General features: G+C 71.5%; 22 protein-coding genes. 19 read left to right on the forward strand and 3 right to left on the reverse strand.

Annotated elements, in window-relative coordinates; translation table 11 throughout:
- Positions 1-136 precede the first annotated feature (136 nt).
- From GA0070613_RS18820 to GA0070613_RS18830, 3 genes are all read left to right on the forward strand, one after another.
- Positions 137-1096 carry a heme o synthase gene (locus GA0070613_RS18820; protein ID WP_089013505.1) on the forward strand — a complete coding sequence of 320 codons (960 nt, stop codon included), beginning with the start codon at positions 137-139 and terminating at the stop codon, positions 1094-1096.
- Between the two features lie 250 nt (positions 1097-1346).
- Positions 1347-1682 carry a hypothetical protein gene (locus GA0070613_RS18825; RefSeq protein ID WP_089013506.1) on the forward strand — a complete coding sequence of 112 codons (336 nt, stop codon included), beginning with the start codon at positions 1347-1349 and terminating at the stop codon, positions 1680-1682.
- Between the two features lie 8 nt (positions 1683-1690).
- Entirely contained in the window at positions 1691-2608 is a 918-nt protein-coding gene (locus GA0070613_RS18830) for an ATP-grasp domain-containing protein (RefSeq protein ID WP_089013507.1), read from the forward strand.
- Between the two features lie 86 nt (positions 2609-2694).
- Here GA0070613_RS18830 and GA0070613_RS18835 read toward each other — a convergent pair whose 3' ends face one another.
- The gene (locus GA0070613_RS18835) at positions 2695-3639 is read right to left on the reverse strand and encodes a COX15/CtaA family protein (protein ID WP_089013508.1); all 945 of its coding nucleotides are present in this window, start codon (positions 3637-3639) and stop codon (positions 2695-2697) included.
- A gap of 116 nt (positions 3640-3755) precedes the next feature.
- Between GA0070613_RS18835 and GA0070613_RS18840 the strand changes: the two genes are divergently transcribed.
- The 12 genes from GA0070613_RS18840 to GA0070613_RS18900 all read left to right on the forward strand — a co-directional run bounded on the left by GA0070613_RS18840 (position 3756) and on the right by GA0070613_RS18900 (position 13117).
- A complete protein-coding gene (locus GA0070613_RS18840) occupies positions 3756-4505 on the forward strand; it encodes a helix-turn-helix transcriptional regulator (protein ID WP_089013509.1) in 750 nt (249 codons plus the stop codon).
- Complete coding sequence (gene sufB, locus GA0070613_RS18845; RefSeq protein WP_089013510.1) at positions 4502-5932, forward strand: Fe-S cluster assembly protein SufB; 1431 nt, start codon at positions 4502-4504, stop codon at positions 5930-5932. Before GA0070613_RS18840 ends, sufB begins: the two co-directional genes overlap by 4 nt.
- Before the next feature lie 88 nt (positions 5933-6020).
- On the forward strand, positions 6021-7169 hold the full coding sequence (gene sufD, locus GA0070613_RS18850; RefSeq protein WP_089013511.1) for a Fe-S cluster assembly protein SufD: 1149 nt from the start codon (positions 6021-6023) through the stop codon (positions 7167-7169).
- A complete protein-coding gene (locus GA0070613_RS18855) occupies positions 7169-7513 on the forward strand; it encodes a non-heme iron oxygenase ferredoxin subunit (RefSeq protein WP_089013512.1) in 345 nt (114 codons plus the stop codon). Before sufD ends, GA0070613_RS18855 begins: the two co-directional genes overlap by 1 nt.
- Complete coding sequence (sufC, locus tag GA0070613_RS18860; protein ID WP_089013513.1) at positions 7513-8286, forward strand: Fe-S cluster assembly ATPase SufC; 774 nt, start codon at positions 7513-7515, stop codon at positions 8284-8286. Before GA0070613_RS18855 ends, sufC begins: the two co-directional genes overlap by 1 nt.
- Positions 8287-8309: 23 nt before the next feature.
- A complete protein-coding gene (locus tag GA0070613_RS18865) occupies positions 8310-9614 on the forward strand; it encodes a cysteine desulfurase (protein WP_089013514.1) in 1305 nt (434 codons plus the stop codon).
- Entirely contained in the window at positions 9614-10090 is a 477-nt protein-coding gene (sufU, locus tag GA0070613_RS18870; protein WP_089013515.1) for a Fe-S cluster assembly sulfur transfer protein SufU, read from the forward strand. The genes GA0070613_RS18865 and sufU overlap by 1 nt, the downstream gene beginning before the upstream one ends.
- Positions 10087-10488, forward strand: a complete 402-nt coding sequence (locus GA0070613_RS18875; RefSeq protein ID WP_089013516.1) for a metal-sulfur cluster assembly factor — start codon at positions 10087-10089, stop codon at positions 10486-10488. The genes sufU and GA0070613_RS18875 overlap by 4 nt, the downstream gene beginning before the upstream one ends.
- A gap of 224 nt (positions 10489-10712) precedes the next feature.
- Complete coding sequence (locus tag GA0070613_RS18880; protein WP_089013517.1) at positions 10713-11348, forward strand: LysE family transporter; 636 nt, start codon at positions 10713-10715, stop codon at positions 11346-11348.
- Positions 11349-11397: 49 nt separating this feature from the next.
- Positions 11398-12060 carry an acVLRF1 family peptidyl-tRNA hydrolase gene (locus tag GA0070613_RS18885; protein WP_089016044.1) on the forward strand — a complete coding sequence of 221 codons (663 nt, stop codon included), beginning with the start codon at positions 11398-11400 and terminating at the stop codon, positions 12058-12060.
- A 131-nt stretch (positions 12061-12191) separates the two neighbouring features.
- Positions 12192-12491, forward strand: a complete 300-nt coding sequence (locus tag GA0070613_RS18890; RefSeq protein ID WP_089013518.1) for a muconolactone Delta-isomerase family protein — start codon at positions 12192-12194, stop codon at positions 12489-12491.
- A gap of 260 nt (positions 12492-12751) precedes the next feature.
- Positions 12752-13117 carry a YybH family protein gene (locus tag GA0070613_RS18900; protein WP_089013519.1) on the forward strand — a complete coding sequence of 122 codons (366 nt, stop codon included), beginning with the start codon at positions 12752-12754 and terminating at the stop codon, positions 13115-13117.
- 289 nt (positions 13118-13406) lie between these two features.
- Here GA0070613_RS18900 and ypfJ read toward each other — a convergent pair whose 3' ends face one another.
- Positions 13407-14321, reverse strand: coding sequence for a KPN_02809 family neutral zinc metallopeptidase (ypfJ, locus tag GA0070613_RS18910; protein ID WP_089013520.1), 915 nt, complete (start codon positions 14319-14321; stop codon positions 13407-13409).
- A 249-nt stretch (positions 14322-14570) separates the two neighbouring features.
- Between ypfJ and GA0070613_RS18915 the strand changes: the two genes are divergently transcribed.
- A complete protein-coding gene (locus GA0070613_RS18915) occupies positions 14571-16175 on the forward strand; it encodes an ABC-F family ATP-binding cassette domain-containing protein (protein WP_089013521.1) in 1605 nt (534 codons plus the stop codon).
- A gap of 24 nt (positions 16176-16199) precedes the next feature.
- Here GA0070613_RS18915 and GA0070613_RS18920 read toward each other — a convergent pair whose 3' ends face one another.
- The gene (locus GA0070613_RS18920) at positions 16200-16802 is read right to left on the reverse strand and encodes a cadmium resistance transporter (RefSeq protein ID WP_231929269.1); all 603 of its coding nucleotides are present in this window, start codon (positions 16800-16802) and stop codon (positions 16200-16202) included.
- Between the two features lie 239 nt (positions 16803-17041).
- Between GA0070613_RS18920 and GA0070613_RS18925 the strand changes: the two genes are divergently transcribed.
- From GA0070613_RS18925 to GA0070613_RS18935, 3 genes are all read left to right on the forward strand, one after another.
- Positions 17042-17269 carry a helix-turn-helix domain-containing protein gene (locus GA0070613_RS18925; protein ID WP_007462679.1) on the forward strand — a complete coding sequence of 76 codons (228 nt, stop codon included), beginning with the start codon at positions 17042-17044 and terminating at the stop codon, positions 17267-17269.
- Between the two features lie 46 nt (positions 17270-17315).
- Positions 17316-18083, forward strand: a complete 768-nt coding sequence (locus GA0070613_RS18930) for an enoyl-CoA hydratase/isomerase family protein (RefSeq protein ID WP_089013522.1) — start codon at positions 17316-17318, stop codon at positions 18081-18083.
- Positions 18084-18195: 112 nt separating this feature from the next.
- Positions 18196-20175 (forward strand): ABC transporter ATP-binding protein, encoded by a 1980-nt coding sequence (locus GA0070613_RS18935; protein WP_089013523.1) that lies wholly within the window; start codon positions 18196-18198, stop codon positions 20173-20175.
- Positions 20176-20192 lie beyond the last annotated feature (17 nt).

Below are 20192 nucleotides of genomic sequence, written 5' to 3' on the forward strand. Positions count from 1 at the left end.
CTGTGACGCCTCGCACCGTTGTCGGGTCCGCCGGGCAGCCAAAACGACGACGCGTAGTGTGTGGGGCGGTGTGTGGACCCCGGACGGGTCCGGGCCGACTCGATCTCCCCCTGCCGACGCCGGAAGGTGGCAATCCGTGAGCATGATCACCGAGCGCCCCGTCAGCAACTCTGCCGGGCAGCCGCCGGTGCGCACGGTGGGGGAGGCGCCGGCGACCGGCCGGCGGGACGTCCGGGCGGTCGTGGCGGCGTACGTGGCGTTGACCAAGCCGCGAATCGTCGAGCTGCTGCTGGTCACCACCGTGCCGGCGATGATGCTCGCCGACGGCGGCATGCCGTCGCTCTGGCTGGTCGCCGTGGTGCTGGTCGGCGGCTCGCTCGCGGCCGGCGCGGCCAGTGTCCTCAACTGCTACATCGACCGGGACATCGACCAGCTGATGCGGCGCACCAAGCGCCGTCCGCTGCCGGCGCACACCGTGACGCCCCGCAACGCGCTCGTCTTCGGGCTGGTGCTGGCGGTGATCTCGGTCGCCCTGATGGCCGCGGCCACCAACTGGCTGGCGGCCGGGCTGACCCTGGCCGCGATCGCCTACTACGACCTGGTCTACACGCTCTGGCTGAAGCGGACCACCGCGGCCAACACCTTCTGGGGCGGGGCGTGCGGGGCGGCGCCGGTGCTGATCGGCTGGGCCGCGGTCACCGGTTCGCTGGCCCCCGCCGCCTGGGGCCTGTTCGCGGTGGTCTTCTTCTGGCAGATGCCGCACTTCTACGCGCTGGCCATCAAGTACAAGGCCGACTACGCCCGGGCCGGCATCCCGATGCTGCCGGTGGTGGCCTCGGTGCGCCGGGTCAACGCCGAGATCATCGTCTTCTCCTGGCTGACCCTGCTCTCCTCGCTGGCCGTCTGGCCGCTCGGGATGAGCCCGATCTACGGGGTCACCGCGCTGGTGGTGGGCGGCATCTTCGTGGTCGAGGCGCACAAGCTCTGCCGGCGGGCGGCGCGCGGCGAGGCGGTCAAGCCGATGCGGCTGTTCCACTGGTCGACCACGTACCTCACGATCCTCTTCGCGGCCGTCGCGCTCGACGCGCTGATCTGAGCGCGGCCCCGGAGTCATCGGGGTGGATGAGTTCCGCCGGTCGAAGATTTCATCAGAATTTTTTTCGTGCTGATTCCGGTGGCTCAACCGGGACAGATAGTGACGATCCCGCCTGTCCGCTTCGTGCTGACTTACTACGACGTGCCCGGGCGAATCACCTGTGGTCTTCCTTAAACCCGTAGGTAATTGGCATCACAAATTGTTCATGGTTCTCGCACACGTGGGTGGAACTCTGCTTAGGCTTCGCGTCATGGCAGATGGTTCCGATACGACGCTGACGGCTCAGCAGGCCGCACCGGAGCAGGCCCCCAACGGTCTTGTCTCGGGCATCAAGTCGTTCGCCGCCGGGCACGGCGGGGCGAAGGCGGTCATCGAGTACGTCGGCAAGCGCGGTGCGCGGATCGTCCTCGTGGGTGAGGACGGGGCGTGGGCCGACCAGTTCGCGGACGGCACCGACGTCGCGCGGCAGGCCTGCGCCAAGGCGGGAGTCACCGTCGAGAACGCCTGGGAGCGTGAACTGATGGACCAGATGCGTCCGAGCAACGACCTGTGGCGGTCGATGGCGCGACGCACCATGGCCCGTTGAGAGATACATTGATCAATAATCGCCAGTCGGCCCGGGGGAAACCCCGGGTCGCTCTCGTCACCTGCAGCGAACTGTCCGACCTCGACCCGGATGACCGGCTCGTGCTCGCGCCGCTGGCCGCCCGGGGGATCGCCGCCGAGCCGGTGGTCTGGGACGACCCGGCCGTCGACTGGCACGCGTACGACCTGGCGGTGCTCCGGTCGCCCTGGGACTACGCGCTGCGCCGCGACGAGTTCGTCGCCTGGGCCCGGACCGTGCCGAGCCTGGCCAACCCGGCCGAGGTGGTCCGCTGGAACACCGACAAGCGCTACCTGGCCGAGCTCTCCGCCGCCGGCGTGCCCACCGTGCCCACGACGTGGGTGGCGCCCGGGGAGAGCTGGGTGGCCGCGCAGTCCGGCGAGTACGTCCTCAAGCCGGCGGTGAGCGCCGGCAGCCAGGACACCGGCCGGTACGACCTGGCCGACCCGGAGCACCGCGAGCTGGCCGTGGCACACGTCCGGCGGCTCTCCGACGCGGGCCGGCTGACCATGGTGCAGCCCTACCTCCACGCGGTCGACACGGCCGGCGAGACGGCGCTGCTCTTCCTGGCCGGTCCGGACGGGCTCCGGTTCAGTCACGCGATCTGCAAGGGCCCCATGCTCACCGGTCCGGACCTGGGTGTCGAGGGGCTCTACAAGGTGGAGGACATCGGCGCCCGGACGGCCACGCCGCAGCAGCTGGCGGTGGCGGAGAAGACCCTCGCCGTGGTGCCCGGTGGCCCCGAGCGGCTGCTCTACGCCCGGGTGGACCTCATCCCGGGTCCGGACGGATCGCCCGTCCTGGTGGAGCTGGAACTCACCGAGCCCTCGCTCTTCATCGGCCACGCCGACGGTGCCCCCGACCGCCTGGCCGACGCGATCGCCACCCACCTGGCCCGCCGCGCCTGACCGTCTCCGGGTGCGTTTGTCGTCGCTCCAGCGACGACAAACGGACCCGTTCCCGTCCCACCCCTGTTCGCGGAGCCGGGGCGGGCTCAGGCGGCGGCGGTGACCGGCTCGGCGGCGGGGACGGTGGTCGGGGTGGGCTGGACGGGTCGGCGCTCGCGGGTCGACCAGAGCACCGCGAGGGTGGCGAGCAGGACCAGGCAGGAGCCGAGCATGTGCGCGGCCACCAGCACCGCCGGCAGGTGGGTGAAGTACTGCACGAAGCCGATCAGGCCCTGCCCGAGTTCCACCGCGACCAGCACCCCGGCGGCCCGGGCGGCCCGGCCCGCGCCGACCGCGTGGAAGGCGAAGAGCAGCGCCACGGAGAGGCCGATCAGCAGGAAGACGCCGTCGGCATGCACCTGGGCGATCGTCTCGGGGTTTAGGCCGTTGCGGGCGGCGCCCTGGTCGCCGGCGTGCGGGCCGCTGCCGGTCACCCAGGTGCCGACCACCAGCACCGCCGCGCTGACCAGCGTGGTGAGCAGCGCGAGGCCGCGCAACGGGCCGGGCACGGTGGGGGTCGTCGGCCCGTCCGGCTCGACGGTGCGCCGCCAGAGGGCGTACGCGGCGGCGATGACCAGCATCGAGGCGAGGAAGTGCAGCCCGACCACCCACGGGTTGAGGTTGGTCAGCACGGTGATCCCGCCGATCACCGCCTGCGCGGGGATGCCCAGGAAGACCGCGACCGCCAGCGGCAGCAGCCCGCGCGGGCGGGGCCGCCGGGCCAGTACGGCGAGCAGCACGGCGAGCGCGATGATCCCGACCGCGAAGGTGAGCAGCCGGTTGCCGAACTCGATCACCCCGTGCGCGCCCATCTCGGGCGTGGTGACGTACGACCCGTCGGTGCACCGGGGCCAGGTCGGGCAGCCGAGGCCGGAGGCGGTGAGCCGGACGGCCCCGCCGGTGACCACGATCGCCACGTTCGCGATGATCGAGGCGTACGCGAGGCGGCGCAGCAGCGAGGCGGAGACCGGGAACCGGACGGAAGGCTTCACGGAGCGAATCCTACGCACCGTAGTGGTACCCGATCGGGCGACTCTGCCGGGCCGGTGGTCGGGATCACCGGGACCCGGGTTTGCGGGCCTCGGACGAATTACGTAACGTTGACGTTGTGAAAAACGCGGCAGAGCTCTCCGGGCACCTGCCGGCGACCGCTCCGGTCGCCGGTGCGGCCGCGTCCGATCGTTCCACCCGGGACCGGGTCACCCAGCTCCTGCTGGAGCGGGGGGCGACCACCGCCGCGCAGCTCGGCTCGGCGCTCGGGCTCAGCCCGGCGGCGATCCGCCGGCACCTCGACGCGATGCTCGCCGACGGGGACGTGGTCGCCCGCGAGCAGACGGTGCGGGGCAGCCGCGGCCGGGGCCGCCCGGCCAAGGTGTTCGTGCTGACCGACGCCGCCCGGGTCCGCTGCGGCACCCACCACTACGACAACATCGCCACCGCCGCGCTGCGCTGGATCGCCAGCAACGGCGGGTCCGACGCGGTGGAGGCGTTCGCCGCCGATCAGGTCGCCGCCCTGGAGGACCGCTGCCGGGCCGCCATGGAGGACGCCGGCGACGATCCCCTCGCGCGGGCCGAGGCGCTCGCCGGGGCGCTCACCGCCGAGGGTTACGCTGCCAACGCGTCCACGATCGCCTCCGGCGGCCAGCTCTGTCAGCACCACTGCCCGGTGGCGCACGTGGCCGCCGAGTTCCCCCAGCTGTGCGAGGCCGAGACCGCGGTGATCTCCCGCCTGGTCGGCACCCACGTGCAGCGCCTGGCCACCATCGCGCACGGCGACGGGGTGTGCACCACGCACATCCCGGCCCAGCCGCGTGCCCAGTCCGGTAACACCGTCACCACTGTGAGGACAGATAGATGACCGAGCAGATCGTCCAGCCCCTGACCCAGGAGGAGCAGCTCGCCGCCCTCGGTCGCTACGAGTACGGCTGGTCCGACTCCGATGCCGCCGGGGCTGTCGCCCAGCGTGGCCTCAACGAGGCGGTGGTGCGGGACATCTCGGCGAAGAAGAACGAGCCGGCCTGGATGCTCGACCTGCGCCTGAAGGGCCTGCGGCTGTTCGGCCGCAAGCCGATGCCGGCCTGGGGCGCGGACCTCACCGGGATCGACTTCGACAACATCAAGTACTTCGTCCGGTCCACCGAGAAGCAGGCCACCAGCTGGGAGGACCTGCCCGAGGACATCAAGAACACCTACGACCGGCTGGGCATCCCGGAGGCGGAGAAGCAGCGGCTGGTCGCCGGCGTCGCGGCGCAGTACGAGTCCGAGGTCGTCTACCACAAGATCCGCGAGGACCTCGAGGAGCAGGGTGTCATCTTCCTGGACACCGACACCGCGCTGCGCGAGCACGAGGACGTCTTCAAGGAGTACTTCGGCACGGTCATCCCGGTCGGCGACAACAAGTTCGCCGCGCTGAACACCTCCGTCTGGTCCGGTGGCTCGTTCATCTACGTGCCGAAGGGCGTGCACGTGGAGATCCCGCTGCAGGCCTACTTCCGGATCAACACGGAGAACATGGGCCAGTTCGAGCGGACGCTGATCATCGTCGACGAGGGTGCGTACGTGCACTACGTCGAGGGCTGCACCGCGCCGCTGTACTCCTCCGACTCGCTGCACAGCGCGGTCGTGGAGATCATCGTCAAGAAGAACGCGCGCTGCCGCTACACGACCATCCAGAACTGGTCGAACAACGTCTACAACCTGGTCACCAAGCGCGCCGTCTGCCACGAGGGCGCGACCATGGAGTGGGTCGACGGCAACATCGGCTCCAAGGTCACCATGAAGTACCCGGCGGTCTACATGACCGGCGAGCACGCCAAGGGCGAGGTGCTCTCGGTGGCCATGGCCGGCGAGGGCCAGCACCAGGACGCGGGCGCCAAGATGGTGCACGCCGCGCCGCACACCTCCTCGACCATCGTGTCGAAGTCGATCGCCCGGGGCGGCGGCCGCACCTCGTACCGGGGCCTGGTGCAGGTGCTGGAGGGTTCGCACAGCAGCCGGAGCACGGTCAAGTGCGACGCGCTGCTGGTCGACACCATCTCCCGCTCGGACACCTACCCGTACGTCGACATCCGTGAGGACGACGTGTCGATGGGGCACGAGGCGACCGTCTCCAAGATCAGCGACGACCAGCTCTTCTACCTGATGAGCCGGGGGCTGAGCGAGGACGAGGCGATGGCGATGATCGTGCGCGGCTTCATCGAGCCGATCGCCAAGGAGCTCCCGATGGAGTACGCCCTGGAGCTCAACCGGCTGATCGAACTCCAGATGGAGGGCGCGGTCGGCTGACGCCGCCCGCACCGACCGGCGGGCCGGCGCGAGCCGGCCCGCCGTCCGAGCACCAGACACCGTCGTCGCAGAACAGACCAAGGAAGAAATGACTACCCAGGCTTCCGCGCCGCCCAGCACCAAGTCGCAGGCGCTGCGCTCGTACGACGTCGCCGACTTCCCGGCCCTCACCGGCCTGGAGGAGGAGTGGCGTTTCACCCCGCTCAAGCGCCTTCGCGGCCTGGCCACGGCGGACACTTCGGCCGCCACCGGCCGGGGCGTCACCGTGGAGCACCCGCGCCTGCCGGCCGGGGTGTCGGTGCGGTTCGTCGAGCCGACCGACGCCAGCGTCGCGTCGGTGCTCGTGCCGATCGACCGGATCAGCGCGCTGGCCCACGGCGGGGCGGCACGGGTCGCGGTGGTCGAGGTGGCGGCCGAGGCCGTGGTGTCCGAGCCGGTTGTCGTCCGGCTGCTGGGCGCGTGCCCCGAGGAGCTCTCCTTCGCCCGGACCCAGGTCCAGGTCGGCCGGTTCGCCGAGGCGACGGTCGTGTTCTCCCAGGAGGGCTCGGCCACGCTGGCGGACAACGTCGAGGTGACGGTCGCCGACGGGGCCAAGCTGACCCTGGTCACCGTGGCCGACTGGGCGCCCGACGCGGTGCAGGCGCAGCACATCAAGATCAAGCTTGGTCGGGACGCCCGGGTGGTGCACGTCCAGGTGAGCCTCGGCGGCGACCTGGTCCGCCAGTACACCTCTGTGGAGTACGGCGACCGGGGCGGCGAGGCCGAGCTGTACGGCGTCTACTTCGCCGACGGCGGCCAGCACCTGGAGCACCGGCAGCTGGTGGACCACAGCGTGCCGGACTGCCGCAGCTACGTCGGCTACCGGGGCGCCCTGCAGGGGGAGAGCGCGCACACCGTCTGGGTGGGTGACGTGCTGATCCGCGCCGAGGCGACCGGCACCGACACGTACGAGATCAACCGGAACCTGCTGCTCACCGACGGCGCCCGGGCGGACTCCGTACCCAATCTGGAGATCGAGACCGGCGAGATCGCCGGCGCCGGCCACGCGAGCGCGACCGGCCGCTTCGACGACGAGCAGCTCTTCTACCTGATGGCCCGGGGCATCCCGGAGGGCGAGGCCCGCCGCCTGGTGGTCCGCGGCTTCTTCGCCGAGCTGATCAACAAGATCCCGGTCGAGGAGCTGCGCGAGCGGCTCGGCGACGCGATCGAGGCGCGACTGACCAGGGCCGGCGCCTGATGATCAGGATCTGTTCGACCGAGGACGTGCCGAAGGGCACCGCGATCAGCGCCGACGTGGACGGTACGCAGATCGCCCTCGTGCACGGCGAGGACGGCCAGTTCTACGCCGTGTACGACGAGTGCTCGCACGCCGCGGTCGCCCTCTCCGAGGGGGAGGTCGACGGGTGCACGCTGGAATGCTGGCTGCACGGATCCCGTTTCGACCTTCGGACGGGTGAGCCCACCGGGCTGCCCGCGACCGAACCCGTTCCCGTCTATCCCGTCGAAGTCCGCGACGGCGACATCTACCTTCCCGTGGGCGACGACGGCCGCCCGATGCCGAGCAATGGAGTGACCCGATAATGAGCACCCTGGAGATCCGCGACCTGAAGGTGTCGGTCAAGCTGCCCGAGGGTGAGCTCAAGCCGATCCTTGATGGGGTAAACCTGACGGTTGATTCGGGTCAGACCCACGCGATCATGGGCCCGAACGGCTCCGGCAAGTCCACCCTGGCGTACTCGATCGCCGGCCACCCGAAGTACCAGATCACCGGCGGCTCGGTGACCCTCGACGGCGAGGACGTGCTGGCCATGTCCGTCGACGAGCGCGCCCGCGCCGGCCTCTTCCTGGCCATGCAGTACCCGGTCGAGGTCCCCGGCGTCTCGGTCGCCAACTTCCTGCGTACCGCCAAGACCGCCATCGACGGCGAGGCCCCGAAGCTGCGCACCTGGGGCGGCGAGCTGCGCGGTGCCATGGAGCGCCTCCAGATGGACCCGGCGTTCGCCCAGCGCAACGTCAACGAGGGCTTCTCCGGCGGTGAGAAGAAGCGGCACGAGATCGTGCAGCTGGAGCTGCTCAAGCCGAAGATCGCGATCCTCGACGAGACCGACTCCGGCCTCGACGTGGACGCGCTGCGCGTGGTCAGCGAGGGCGTCAACCGGGTCCGCGACACCGGCGACACCGGACTGCTGCTGATCACCCACTACACCCGGATCCTGCGCTACATCAAGCCCGACTTCGTGCACGTCTTCGTCGCCGGCCGAATCGTCGAGCAGGGCGGCCCGGAGCTGGCCGACAAGCTCGAGGAATCCGGCTACGAGCGGTACGTCGCCGGAGCCGGCGCCGCGCGGGCCTGAGACACGGAACAGGGGCCGCTGAGATGACCACGATCGCCATCCCCGAGGGGATGCCGCAGTACGACGACGTGCCGCGTTTCGATGTGGCCACGGTGCGCGCCGACTTCCCGATCCTCGACCGGGAGGTCAACGGGCACCGGCTGGTCTATCTCGACAGCGCCAACACCTCGCACAAGCCGCGGCAGGTGCTCGACGTGCTCGCCGAGCACTACGCGATGCACAACGCCAACGTGTCGCGCTCGGTGCACACCCTGGGCACCGAGGCGACCGAGGCGTACGAGGGGGCGCGGGCGAAGATCGCCGCGTTCATCAACGCGCCGAGCGTGGACGAGGTGGTGTTCACCAAGAACTCCACCGAGGCGATCAACATCGTGGCGTACGCGTTCTCCAACGCCTCGCTGCGGCCCGACGCCGACCCACGGTTCCGGCTGGGTCCGGGCGACGAGATCGTGATCTCCGAGATGGAGCACCACTCGAACATCGTCCCGTGGCAGCTGCTGGCGGAGCGGACCGGCGCGACCCTGCGCTGGTTCCCGGTCACCGAGCAGGGCCGGCTCGACGAGTCCGGACTGGCGGACCTGGTCACCGAGCGGACGAAGATCGTCTCGCTGGTGCACGCCTCCAACATCCTCGGCACGGTGAACGCCACCGCGCGGATCACCCAGCGGGTCCGCGAGGTGGGGGCGCTGCTGCTGCTCGACTGCTCGCAGTCGGTGCCGCACATGCCGATGGACGTGGTCGACTACGACGCCGACTTCATCGTCTTCACCGGCCACAAGATGTGCGGCCCGACCGGCATCGGCGTGCTGTGGGGCCGGGGCGAGCTGCTCGCCGCGATGCCCCCGGTGTTCGGCGGCGGCTCGATGATCGAGACGGTCACCATGGCCCGGTCCACGTTCGCGGCGCCGCCGGCCCGGTTCGAGGCGGGCACCCCGCCGATCGCCGAGGCGGTTGCGCTCGGCGCGGCGGTGGACTACCTCAGCGGCATCGGCATGCGGGCCATCCAGTGGCACGAGAAGGAGCTGACCGCGTACGCGCTGGACGCTCTCGCCACCGTGCCGGGGCTGCGGATCTTCGGTCCGAACGTGCCGGTCGGCCGGGGCGGGACGATCTCCTTCGCGCTCGGCGACATCCACCCGCACGACGTGGGGCAGGTCCTCGACTCGCTCGGCGTGCAGGTGCGGGTGGGGCACCACTGCGCGAAGCCGGTGTGCACCCGGTTCGGCGTGCCGGCCATGACGCGGGCGTCGTTCTACCTGTACACCACCACCGAGGAGATCGACGCGCTGGTGGCCGGTCTCGAGCAGGTGCGGAAGGTGTTCGACTGATGCAACTGGACCAGCTGTACCAGGAGATCATCCTGGACCACTACAAGCACCCGCACGGCCGTGGCCTGCGGGACGCGGCGGACCCGGACGCCCGGGTCGGCGAGGCGCATCACGTCAACCCGACCTGCGGTGACGAGATCACCGTGCGGGTGACCACCGACGGCAAGGTGTTCACCGACATCTCGTACGACGGCATGGGCTGCTCGATCAGCCAGGCCTCGGCGAGCGTGCTGCACGAGATGCTGCGCGGTCGGGCCGCGGACGACGCCGGCACGGTGCACGAGGCGTTCGTCGAGTTGATGTCCGGGCGTGGCCAGGTCACGCCGGACGAAGAGGTGCTCGGAGACGGGGTGGCGTTCGCGGGTGTCGCGCGCTACCCGGCCCGGGTGAAGTGCGCGCTGCTGTCGTGGATGGCGTTCAAGGACGCCGCGGCACGCGCCGGCGTGGGCGTGAACCCAACGGAGGTGAAGGCATGAGTTCTGAGGAGACCACCGGCACGGCGGCCGGCGCTGTGGCGGAGGCCGGCGCGGCTTCGGCGGCGACCGGCGGCAAGGCGGCCGTCGCCGACATCGAGGAGGCGATGAAGGACGTCGTCGACCCCGAGCTGGGCATCAACGTGGTCGACCTCGGCCTCGTGTACGGCGTGCACGTAGGCGACGACAACGTCGCCACGCTGGACATGACGCTGACCTCGGCGGCGTGCCCGCTCACCGACGTGATCGAGGACCAGGCCCGGCAGGCGCTGACCACCGGCCCCGGTGGGGGACTGGTCAACGACATCCGGATCAACTGGGTCTGGCTGCCGCCGTGGGGCCCGGACAAGATCACCGACGAGGGTCGGGACCAGCTCCGTTCCCTCGGCTTCAACGTCTGACCCGACTGCGGTCGGTCGTCATCGAGCGCGGTGCCCGCAGGGGCGCCGCGCTCGACCCGTTCCCGGGACCGCGGCGTGAAATCCGCTTCCGCGGCCCGGCCGGCGCGGCCACAATGACCCGGTGACCGATCTCCGCATCCGCCCAGCTGTCCCCGCCCACGCCGTCGTCGACGCGGGGCGACAGCAGCGGGCCGACGCCGGGAGGTGGTCGGGGCCCGCCCGCCATGGGTGACGCCCTCCTCGCCGGCCTGCTCGCCGGCTACGGCGTCGCCATCCCGGTCGGCGCCATCGCGATCCTCATCCTCGGCCTCAGCGCCCGTACCTCGTTCCGGGTCGGGGCCGCCGCGGCGCTCGCGGTGGCCACCGCCGACGGGCTGTACGCGGCCGTCGCGACGATCGGCGGCGCGGGGCTGGCCGGCGTCATCGCCCCGGTCGCCGGCCCGCTGCGGGTGGCCGCCGCGCTGGTGCTGCTCGGGCTCGCCGCCCACGGGCTGCGCTCCGCCTGGCGCGCTCGCCGGCCGGACGCCGGGCCCGCGCCGGCCCGCGCCGGCAACGGCCTCACCACTCCGGGCCGGGCCTTCGCCGGGGTCCTCGGGCTGACCCTGCTCAATCCGGCAACCGTGCTCTACTTCGCGGCGCTGGTGCTCGGCCGGCGGGACGCGGCCGACCCGGACGCCGCCGCCGCGGCGCTCTTCGTGGCGGGCGCGTTCCTCGCCTCGGCGAGCTGGCAGCTGCTCGTCGCCGGCGGCGGCACGCTGGTCGGCCGGGCACTGGCCGGGCCCCGTGGCCGGCTGGTCACCGGGCTGGTCTCCAGCGCGCTCATCGCCGCCCTGGCGGTGGCCACCCTGCTGCCGGCCTGAGCGGGGGCCGGAAGCGCGGGTGAGGCCGGCCGTGCCGTACGGTCGGGCGGTGACCAGCCGACCCGCAGCCGGGGGCGGCCGGTGGGTCGAGGTCGACCCGGCCCGCGTCGCCCGCTGGGTCGAGGGCTTCGCCGACCGGCACGGCCCGCCCACCACCACCGTCGAGGCGTACGGCCTGCTGCTGGCCGCCCCGGACGGCGCGACGGCCGAGCTGCACACCCCGCCCGGGGCCCCGGGCGCGGCCGACGTCTCCGGCTTCGTGGCCGCGGCCGCCGCGCCGCGACGGCTCGGCCTGCTGCTGGCCCGCAAGGGCGCGGTCGCGGTCGGCGTCGCCGCGGGGGAGGAGCTGGTGGTCTCCAAGGTGGACACCCGGTACGTGCAGGGGCGGACCGCCGCGGGCGGCTGGTCCCAGCAGCGCTTCGCCCGACGCCGGGACAACCAGGCGAAGGCGGCGCTGGGCGACGCGGTGGAGCTGGCCGTCCGGCTGCTGCTGCCGGAGGCGGCGACCCTGAACGCCCTGGTCTGCGGCGGGGACCGTCGCGCGGTGGACACCGTGCTGGCCGAGCGGCGGCTCGCGCCGCTGGCCGCGCTGCGCGCCGAGCGACTCCTCGACGTGCCGGAGCCCCGGCACGCGGTGCTGGTCGGCGCGATCGCCGCCGCCCGCGCGGTGCGGATCCTGGTCCGCGACCCGGCACCCGACCGCGCCGACTGACCTCAGCCGATGGCGGTGGTGCCCGCGGCGGCCGCATCCAGCCGAGGAGCCAGAGGCGACAGTAGCGTCCCGTACGAGCGGTTTCGCGCAAAATATTCAGTATTGTGCGCCGGGCGAAAGGAGTATGAGCAGTGGAGTTTCTGGTTGACATGGTCACCACGGTGCCGAACGGCACGTCAGACGATGAGGTCGCCGAGATGCGCAAGCGCGAGGCGGCGCGGTCGGCTGAGCTGGCGGCGCAGGGCAGTCTCCTGCGGCTGTGGCGGCCGCCGCTGGCGCCGGGCGAGTGGCGTACGTGGGGGCTTTTCCGTGCGGACGATGCGGATCAGCTGGAAATGGTCCTCGCGTCGATGCCGCTGCGCGCGTGGCGGCACGACGCCGTCACGCCGTTGTCACCGCACCCGAACGACCCGGGCCAGCCGGCCCGGTAAGCCCGGAACGGGTCGCCCGACGGTCAACGCGTCTCGCCTCGCGTTATCCGCCCCGACGCACCCGGTCGAGACCCACGCGTTCCTTGCCGGCTTGCGCCCGTCGGACGGATGGGCGAGGTCAGCGACATCGTTGGCGCGATCACCCATCCCGAGACCGCCGCGTTCGTCACCGGCGAGATGCTGCACGTCGACGGTGGCCAGAGCGCCGGGCATTGATTTCGTCGAGGCCGCCCATCCGCCCAACAGCACGGGAGACCACCATGACCAGCACCGAGGCCCAGATTCTGCGTACCGTCCTCGACCGGTGGAGGTCCGCCGTCAACGCCCACGACCCCGATCGCGTCGCGTCGTACTTCACCGAGGACGCGATCTTCCAAGGTCTGCATCCGTACACCGTCGGCCGCGACGGCGTTGCCCAGTACTACGCCGCCCAGCCCATCGGCCTGACCGCCGCGTACGACATCCGCGAGACCCGGCGCCTCGCCGACGACCTGGTCCTCGGCTACCTGAGTGTCGAGTTCGCCTTCACCGACCGGCCGGTCCTGGCCGTCCACCTCAGCGTGATCGTGCGCCGGATCGGCGAAGCCTGGTTCATTAGCCACTACCAGGTATCCCGGCTCGGATGACCCGAAGCCCTCGATGACCCAAGCAATGGCCTCGGCCTCGGCGGTCGTCTCGCCCGGCTCTACGCCGCCGGCCGGGACCTGAGTGCCCGCCTCCGGGAAGTCGACGTCGTCGAAGACGAGCAGTTCGGGGCCGCTCGTGCGGCGAATGACGTACGCGGCGACCCGGCTGCGGGGTGGATCTCCGGTCATCCTGCGCGGCCCGGGCCCCGCGCGCCGCCCCGGACCCGAAAGGACCCCGGCGCGGGTCGCCGACCATGGCGCCGGGGTCCTGGGTGCGGTCCGGTCGGCGTCAGAGGCTGCCGCCGAAGGTGTCGCAGGCCTTCGGGTCGCCGGTGGAGTAGCCCTTGGTGAACCACTGCTGGCGCTGCTCGGAGGTCCCGTGGGTGAACTCGTCCGGGTTCACCGGCCGGCCCGAGCGCTTCTGGATGGCGTCGTCGCCGATCTTCTCGGCGGTGTCGATCGCCTGCTGGATGTCCTGCTCGGTGATGCTCTTGAAGATCTTCTGGCCCTGCGCGTCCGCCGTGCCGGTGGCGTTCTTGGCCCAGGCGCCGGCGTAGCAGTCGGCCTGCAGCTCCAGCTTCACCGACAGCGCGTTGGCGTTGTTCGGGTCGCGCTGCTGCTGGCGGCGCATCTGCGCCTCGGTGCCGAGCAGGTCCTGCACGTGGTGGCCGTACTCGTGGGCCAGCACGTACGGCTGGGCGAACTCGCCCTCGGCGCCGAGCTGGTCGGCGAGCAGCTTGTAGAAGGTGAGGTCGATGTAGACCAGGTCGTCGGCCGGGCAGTAGAACGGGCCGACGCCGGAGTCGGCCTGGCCGCAGCCGGTGTTGACGCCCTGGCTGAAGAAGACGGTCTTGGACGGCTTGTACTGGTCGCCGAAGACCTCCGGCAGGGCCTTGGTCCAGTACGCCTGGATCGAGTTGACGTAGAGGGTGTTGCGGCAGTCCAGCTGCTCCAGCGCGTCCTGGGCCGAGCACTTCTGCTGCAGCGAGCTGTTGTCGCCCTGCTGCGACCCGCCGCCGTCGTTCATCGCGTTCAGCCCGAAGCCGCCGCCGACCAGCGCGACGAGGACGGCGATGATGATGCCGACGATGCCACCTCGCCCGCCGCCGATCGGGATCGGAATGCCCATCCCGCCGCCTCCGCCGGACCCTCGCCGATCGTCCACCTGACTGGTGTCGATCCGCGCGTTCTCGTTCAGCTCCATATTGACCCCGATCACCGATTGATCCGTTTGTGGTGGTTGCGGTACCGGACCGGGTCCGGACGGCATTTTCGGTACCCGATGATCTTGCCCACTAATCCCGGCGGGGTGGCGCAGGCCGCCCGGTACACTTGGCGGGTGCTGCGCTGCGAAGGCTGAACGGCCCCGCGCCGACGGGAAACATCGAACCCGCCGGCGCTTTCGCGTGCCCTGAGTCAGCCCTTCCGCAATCCCGAGAGCGAGTACCCCGAGATGATCACTGCCACCGGCCTGGAACTGCGCGCCGGTTCCCGGATCCTGCTGTCCGACACCACCCTGCGGGTGCAGCCGGGCGACCGGATCGGCCTGGTCGGCCGCAACGGGGCCGGCAAGACCACCACCCTCAAGGTGCTGGCCGGCGAGGGGCAGCCGTACGGGGGGCAGATCGACCGGCGCAGCGCCATCGGCTACCTCCCGCAGGACCCGCGCACCGGCGACCTGGAGGTCACCGGCCGGGACCGGGTGCTCTCCGCCCGCGGTCTGGACGTGCTGATGGCCCAGATGTCGCAGCTCGAGCAGCAGCTCGCGGACAACCCCGACGACAAGCTGGTCCGTCGCTACGGCGCACTGGAGGACCAGTTCGCCGCCCTCGGCGGGTACGCCGCCGAGGCCGAGGCGGCCCGGATCTGTGCCAACCTCGGCCTGCCCGACCGCGCCCTGGCGCAGACCATCGGCACCCTCTCCGGCGGTCAGCGCCGGCGCATCGAGCTGGCCCGGATCCTGTTCCGCGACGCCGGCGAGAACGGCGGCGGCATCCTGCTGCTCGACGAGCCCACCAACCACCTCGACGCCGACTCGATCACCTGGCTGCGCGGCTTCCTCGCCAACCACAAGGGCGGCCTGATCGTGATCTCCCACGACGGCTCGCTGCTGGAGTCCGTGGTCAACAAGGTCTGGTTCCTCGACGCCACCCGGTCGGTGGTCGACGTCTACAACCTGGGCTGGAAGGCGTACCTGGAGGCCCGGGAGACCGACGAGCGGCGCCGCCGCCGGGAGCGGGCCAACGCCGAGAAGAAGGCGGGCGCCCTGATGGCGCAGGCCGACAAGATGCGGGCCAAGGCGACCAAGACGGTCGCCGCGCAGAACATGGCCCGCCGCGCCGAGAAGCTGATCTCGGGCCTGGAGGAGGTCCGCCACGCCGACAAGGTGGCCAAGGTGCGCTTCCCCACCCCGGCACCGTGCGGCAAGACCCCGCTCACCGCGACCGGCCTGTCGAAGTCGTACGGGTCGTTGGAGATCTTCACCGACGTCAACGTGGCGGTGGACCGCGGTTCCCGGGTGGCCATCCTCGGCCTCAACGGCGCCGGCAAGACCACCCTGCTGCGGATGCTCGGCGGCCTGCTGCAGCCGGACACCGGCGAGGTGCACGCCGGGCACGGGCTGCGGCTGGGCTACTACGCCCAGGAGCACGAGACGCTGGACGTGGACCGGACGATCCTGGAGCACATGCGCAGCGCCGCCAGCGACCAGACCGACACGGACCTGCGCAAGATCCTCGGCGCGTTCCTCTTCTCCGGCGAGGACGTCGACAAGCCCGCCGGGGTGCTCTCCGGCGGGGAGAAGACCCGACTGGCGCTGGCCACCCTGGTCTGCTCCGGCGCGAACGTGCTGCTGCTCGACGAGCCGACGAACAACCTCGACCCGGTCAGCCGCGAGCAGGTGCTCGACGCGATCGCCCGCTACCCGGGCGCGATCGTGCTGGTCACCCACGACCCCGGCGCGGTCCTGGCGCTCAAGCCCGACCGGGCGATCCTGCTTCCCGACGGCGACGAGGACGCCTGGAGCGACGACCTCCTCGAACTGGTCGAGCTGGCCTGACCCCGACCCCGCCCGGGGTCGGGGTCAGCCGGCGAGTTCGGCCAGCCGGGCGAGGACGCCGGAGCTGACCAGGATCACCACGCCGATCCCGATGAAGACCGCCGGCACCAGCCAGTGGCCGGCGCGGCCGACCAGTCGGACCACCCGGGGGTGGCTGCCCAGCAGGGCGGCGGCCGCGCACCAGACCGCCACCAGGGCGGCGAAGACCAGCAGCCACACCAGCCCGGCCGCCGGGTCGAGGGAGCGGAACACCGGCACGTAGACGGCGATGTTGTCGGACCCGTTGGCGATCGTCACGCCGGCGACGCCGAGCAGACTGCCCACCACGGCCGGCGGTTCGTCGGAGTCCGCGCGGGCGAGCAGCGCGCGGACGCCGAGCCCGATCGGCAGCAGGCCGAGCAGCCCGGTCCACGGGTCGGGTAAGACCAGCAGCCCGGCGGCGACCACCACCGCGGCGCCGACCAGCGCGCCGATGCCGAGGTACTGACCGGCCACAATGTGCCACGGACGGGGCCGTCCGGCGCGCCGGGCCGCCACGAAGAGCACCGTCAGCACCATGATGTCGTCGATGTTGGTGGCGGCGAACACGGCCGCCGCAGCGGCCGCGGTGGCGAGCAGGTCGGTCACGCGAGGCAGCGTACGGACCGATGGGCGGGTCGGCGAAACATGATCCATCGACCGGGTGGACTGTCGGAGCCGGTCCGGCAACCTCGTGTCAGCCGGTCAGAAGGATCACTCTATCGGGAAGGTGACATTGCATAGCGTGTCGGTTGGCGAAGAGTTGATATCTGGCGCATGATCGTTCGAGGCGGTCTAATAGGTGGGACCGTATCCGAACCGCACAGTCTGGGACGTGAGGAATCAGCATGGCAGCCACTGGCACAGCCACCAGCACTGAGAAGGGTCGCCGGATCGTCGGGGCCGAGCGTCAGACGCTCGCCAAGGACCTGGTAAAGCGGTACACCTCTGGTGAGAGCATCCGTGCGCTGGCGGCCTCGACCGGCCGTTCCTACGGGTTCATCCACCGGGTGCTCACCGAGTCCGGGGTGCAGCTGCGGCAGCGCGGCGGCGCCCGGCGCCGCAAGAAGGCGTGACCCGCCCGCCAGCGTCGTCCATCAGCGCCGTGCCCCGGGCGGTCCGGTGACCGCCGAGACGACCGGGGTACGACTCGACTGCGACGGGCCGGTCGCGACGGTGACGTTGTGCCGGCCCGACGTGCTCAACGCCCAGACCCCGGCGATGTGGCGCGCGATGAGCGAACTCTCCCGGGAACTGCCCGGCGACGTCCGCGTCGTGGTCGTACGCGGCGAGGGGCGGGCCTTCTCCGCCGGCCTCGACCTGTCGGTGGCCGGTGCCTCCGGGCCCGGCTCCTTCGCCGAGCTGTCCACCCTCTCCGAGCAGGAGTGCGCCGACCGGATCGCCGAGTTCCAGGGCGGTTTCACCTGGCTGCACCGCCCCGACGTGATCTCGGTGGCCGCCGTGCAGGGGCACGCCATCGGCGCCGGCTTCCAGCTCGCCCTCGCCTGCGACCTGCGGGTGCTCGCCGAGGACGCCAAGCTCTCCATGGCCGAGGTGACCCTCGGTCTCGTCCCCGACCTCGCCGGCACGAAGCGCCTGGTGGAGCTGGTCGGCTACGCCCGCGCCCTGGAGATCTGCGCCACCGGCCGCCGGATGGACGCCGCCGAGGCCGACCGGATCGGGCTGGCCAACCTCGTCGTGCCGACCGCCGAGCTCGACGGCGCGGTGCGGGACCTGACCGCCGGCCTGCTGGCCGGCAATCGCGACGCGGTGGTGGAGATCAAGGCGCTGCTCGCCGGCGCCGGCGGTCGTACCCACGCCGAACAGCAGCGCGCCGAGCGGGAGGCGCAGACCCGCCGCTTGCGTGACCTCGCCGGGCGGGGAGAATAGTAAGGACCGTCAGGGAAGATCCGGGTTACTCGCGAGGTTGTCGTAGTCGTCAGGAGAATTGACCTGACGGCTCAGGCTGCCCACGACCCGGAGGTGACGAGTGTCCAGTCCGATGCACGGCGGGGGCATGGCGGGCTGGAGCATGCTCCGGTCGATGCGCAGCCAGGATGAGGTGACCGCGCACCAGCTCAAGCGCGGCACCGCCAAGCGGATCGTCGCCTTCGCCCAGCCGTACCGGCGCGACATCGTGGTCTTCCTGGTCACCGTGGTGATCGCCGCAGTCATCGGGGTGGCGACCCCGGTGCTCGCCGGTGATGTGATCAACGCGATCAACCGCGGCGGCGCCGAGGCGGGCTCGGTGGTGGTCCGGCTCGCGGTGGTCATCGCCGTGCTGGCGGTCGCCGACGCGCTCTTCTCCCTGGCCCAGCGCTGGTACTCCGCCCGGATCGGCGAGGGGATCATCCTCGACCTGCGCACCCGGGTCTACGACCACGTGCAGCGCATGCCGTTGCAGTTCTTCACCCGGACCCAGACCGGCGCCCTGGTCAGCCGGCTCAACAACGACGTGCTGGGGGCCCAGCGGGCCTTCACCTCGACCCTGTCCGGCGTCGTCAGCAACGTCATCCAGCTGGTGCTCACCGCCGGCGTGATGTTCACCCTCTCCTGGCAGATCACCACGCTCTCGCTGATCCTGCTGCCGATCTTCATCATCCCGGCCCGCCGGGTGGGCAAGCGGCTGGCCGAGATCACCCGCGAGTCGTACAACCTCGACGCCAAGATGAACGCGACGATGACCGAGCGGTTCGGGGTTGCCGGGGCGCTGCTGGTCAAGCTCTTCGGCTCGCCCGAGGCCGAGGCGCGCCGCTTCGCCGGCCGGGCCGAGCGGGTGCGCGACATCGGCATCCAGTCGGCCATGTACTCGCGGACCTTCTTCGTCGCGATGCTGCTGGTGGCGTCGCTGGCCCAGGCGCTCACCTACGGCCTGGGCGGCTGGCTCGCGGTCACCGGCGGGGTGAGTGCCGGCACCGTCGTCACCCTCGCGCTGCTGCTCACCCGCCTTTACGGGCCGCTGACCGCGCTCTCCAACGTCCGGGTGGACGTGATGAGCGCGCTGGTCTCGTTCGACCGGGTCTTCGAGGTGCTCGACCTGCGCCCCGGCATCGAGGAGAAGCCGGGCGCGGTCGTGGTGCCCCGGGGCAACGGCCGGGTCGAGTTCCGCGACGCGCGGTTCCGCTACCCGAGCGCGGCCGAGGTGTCGCTGGCCTCCCTGGAGGAGGTCGCCACCCTGGACCGGACCGTCAACGAGCCGGTGCTCAAGGGCGTCTCGTTCACCGTGGAGCCCGGGCAGATGGTCGCCCTGGTCGGCCCCTCCGGCGCCGGCAAGTCGACGCTGTCCATGCTGATCTCCCGGATCTACGACGTCAGCGACGGCCAGGTGCTGGTCGGCGGGGTCGACGTCCGGGACGCCACGCTCGCCTCGCTGCGCGACGAGATCGGCGTGGTCACCCAGGATTCGCACCTGTTCCACGAGACCATCGCGGAGAACCTGCGCTACGCCAAGCCGGACGCCACCGACGACGAGATCTGGGCCGCGCTGGCCGGCGCGCAGGTCGCCGACCTGGTCCGCTCCCTGCCCGACGGCCTGGACACCACGGTCGGCGAGCGGGGCTACCGCTTCTCCGGCGGCGAGAAGCAGCGCATCGCCATCGCCCGGCTGCTGCTCAAGGCTCCGTCGATCGTGATCCTCGACGAGGCGACCGCCCACCTGGACTCGGAGAGCGAGGCGGCCGTGCAGCGGGCGCTGTCGGTGGCGCTGACCGGGCGTACCGCGCTGGTGATCGCGCACCGGCTCTCCACCGTTCGGGACGCCGATCAGATCCTCGTCCTCGACGAGGGGCGGATCGTCGAGCGGGGCCGGCACGACGAGCTGGTCGCCGTCGGCGGCCTCTACGCCGAGCTGTACCGCACCCAGTTCGCGGTCGCCGACTCGCCCACCCCGTACGTCGACGCCACCGGTCCCGAGCCGGTGATCACCATGCCGATGGCGACGTACGTGGCCGACGAGGCCATGCCGCCGGCCGCCGCGAACTGACGCCGGCGGCAACCGGA

Origin of the sequence: Micromonospora inositola (genome assembly GCF_900090285.1) — a bacterium.
Classification (GTDB): Bacteria; Actinomycetota; Actinomycetes; order Mycobacteriales; family Micromonosporaceae; genus Micromonospora; species Micromonospora inositola.

Bases quoted from the DNA above. Each gene is read 5' to 3' on its own strand.
- GA0070613_RS18825 (WP_089013506.1), top strand. From the start codon at position 1,347: ATGGCAGATGGTTCCGATACGACGCTGACGGCTCAGCAGGCCGCACCG.
- sufB (WP_089013510.1), top strand. From the start codon at position 4,502: ATGACCGAGCAGATCGTCCAGCCCCTGACCCAGGAGGAGCAGCTCGCC.
- sufD (WP_089013511.1), top strand. From the start codon at position 6,021: ATGACTACCCAGGCTTCCGCGCCGCCCAGCACCAAGTCGCAGGCGCTG.
- GA0070613_RS18855 (WP_089013512.1), top strand. From the start codon at position 7,169: ATGATCAGGATCTGTTCGACCGAGGACGTGCCGAAGGGCACCGCGATC.
- sufC (WP_089013513.1), top strand. From the start codon at position 7,513: ATGAGCACCCTGGAGATCCGCGACCTGAAGGTGTCGGTCAAGCTGCCC.
- GA0070613_RS18865 (WP_089013514.1), top strand. From the start codon at position 8,310: ATGACCACGATCGCCATCCCCGAGGGGATGCCGCAGTACGACGACGTG.
- sufU (WP_089013515.1), top strand. From the start codon at position 9,614: ATGCAACTGGACCAGCTGTACCAGGAGATCATCCTGGACCACTACAAG.
- GA0070613_RS18875 (WP_089013516.1), top strand. From the start codon at position 10,087: ATGAGTTCTGAGGAGACCACCGGCACGGCGGCCGGCGCTGTGGCGGAG.
- GA0070613_RS18880 (WP_089013517.1), top strand. From the start codon at position 10,713: ATGGGTGACGCCCTCCTCGCCGGCCTGCTCGCCGGCTACGGCGTCGCC.
- GA0070613_RS18900 (WP_089013519.1), top strand. From the start codon at position 12,752: ATGACCAGCACCGAGGCCCAGATTCTGCGTACCGTCCTCGACCGGTGG.
- ypfJ (WP_089013520.1), bottom strand. From the start codon at position 14,321: ATGGAGCTGAACGAGAACGCGCGGATCGACACCAGTCAGGTGGACGAT.
- GA0070613_RS18915 (WP_089013521.1), top strand. From the start codon at position 14,571: ATGATCACTGCCACCGGCCTGGAACTGCGCGCCGGTTCCCGGATCCTG.
- GA0070613_RS18925 (WP_007462679.1), top strand. From the start codon at position 17,042: ATGGCAGCCACTGGCACAGCCACCAGCACTGAGAAGGGTCGCCGGATC.
- GA0070613_RS18935 (WP_089013523.1), top strand. From the start codon at position 18,196: ATGCACGGCGGGGGCATGGCGGGCTGGAGCATGCTCCGGTCGATGCGC.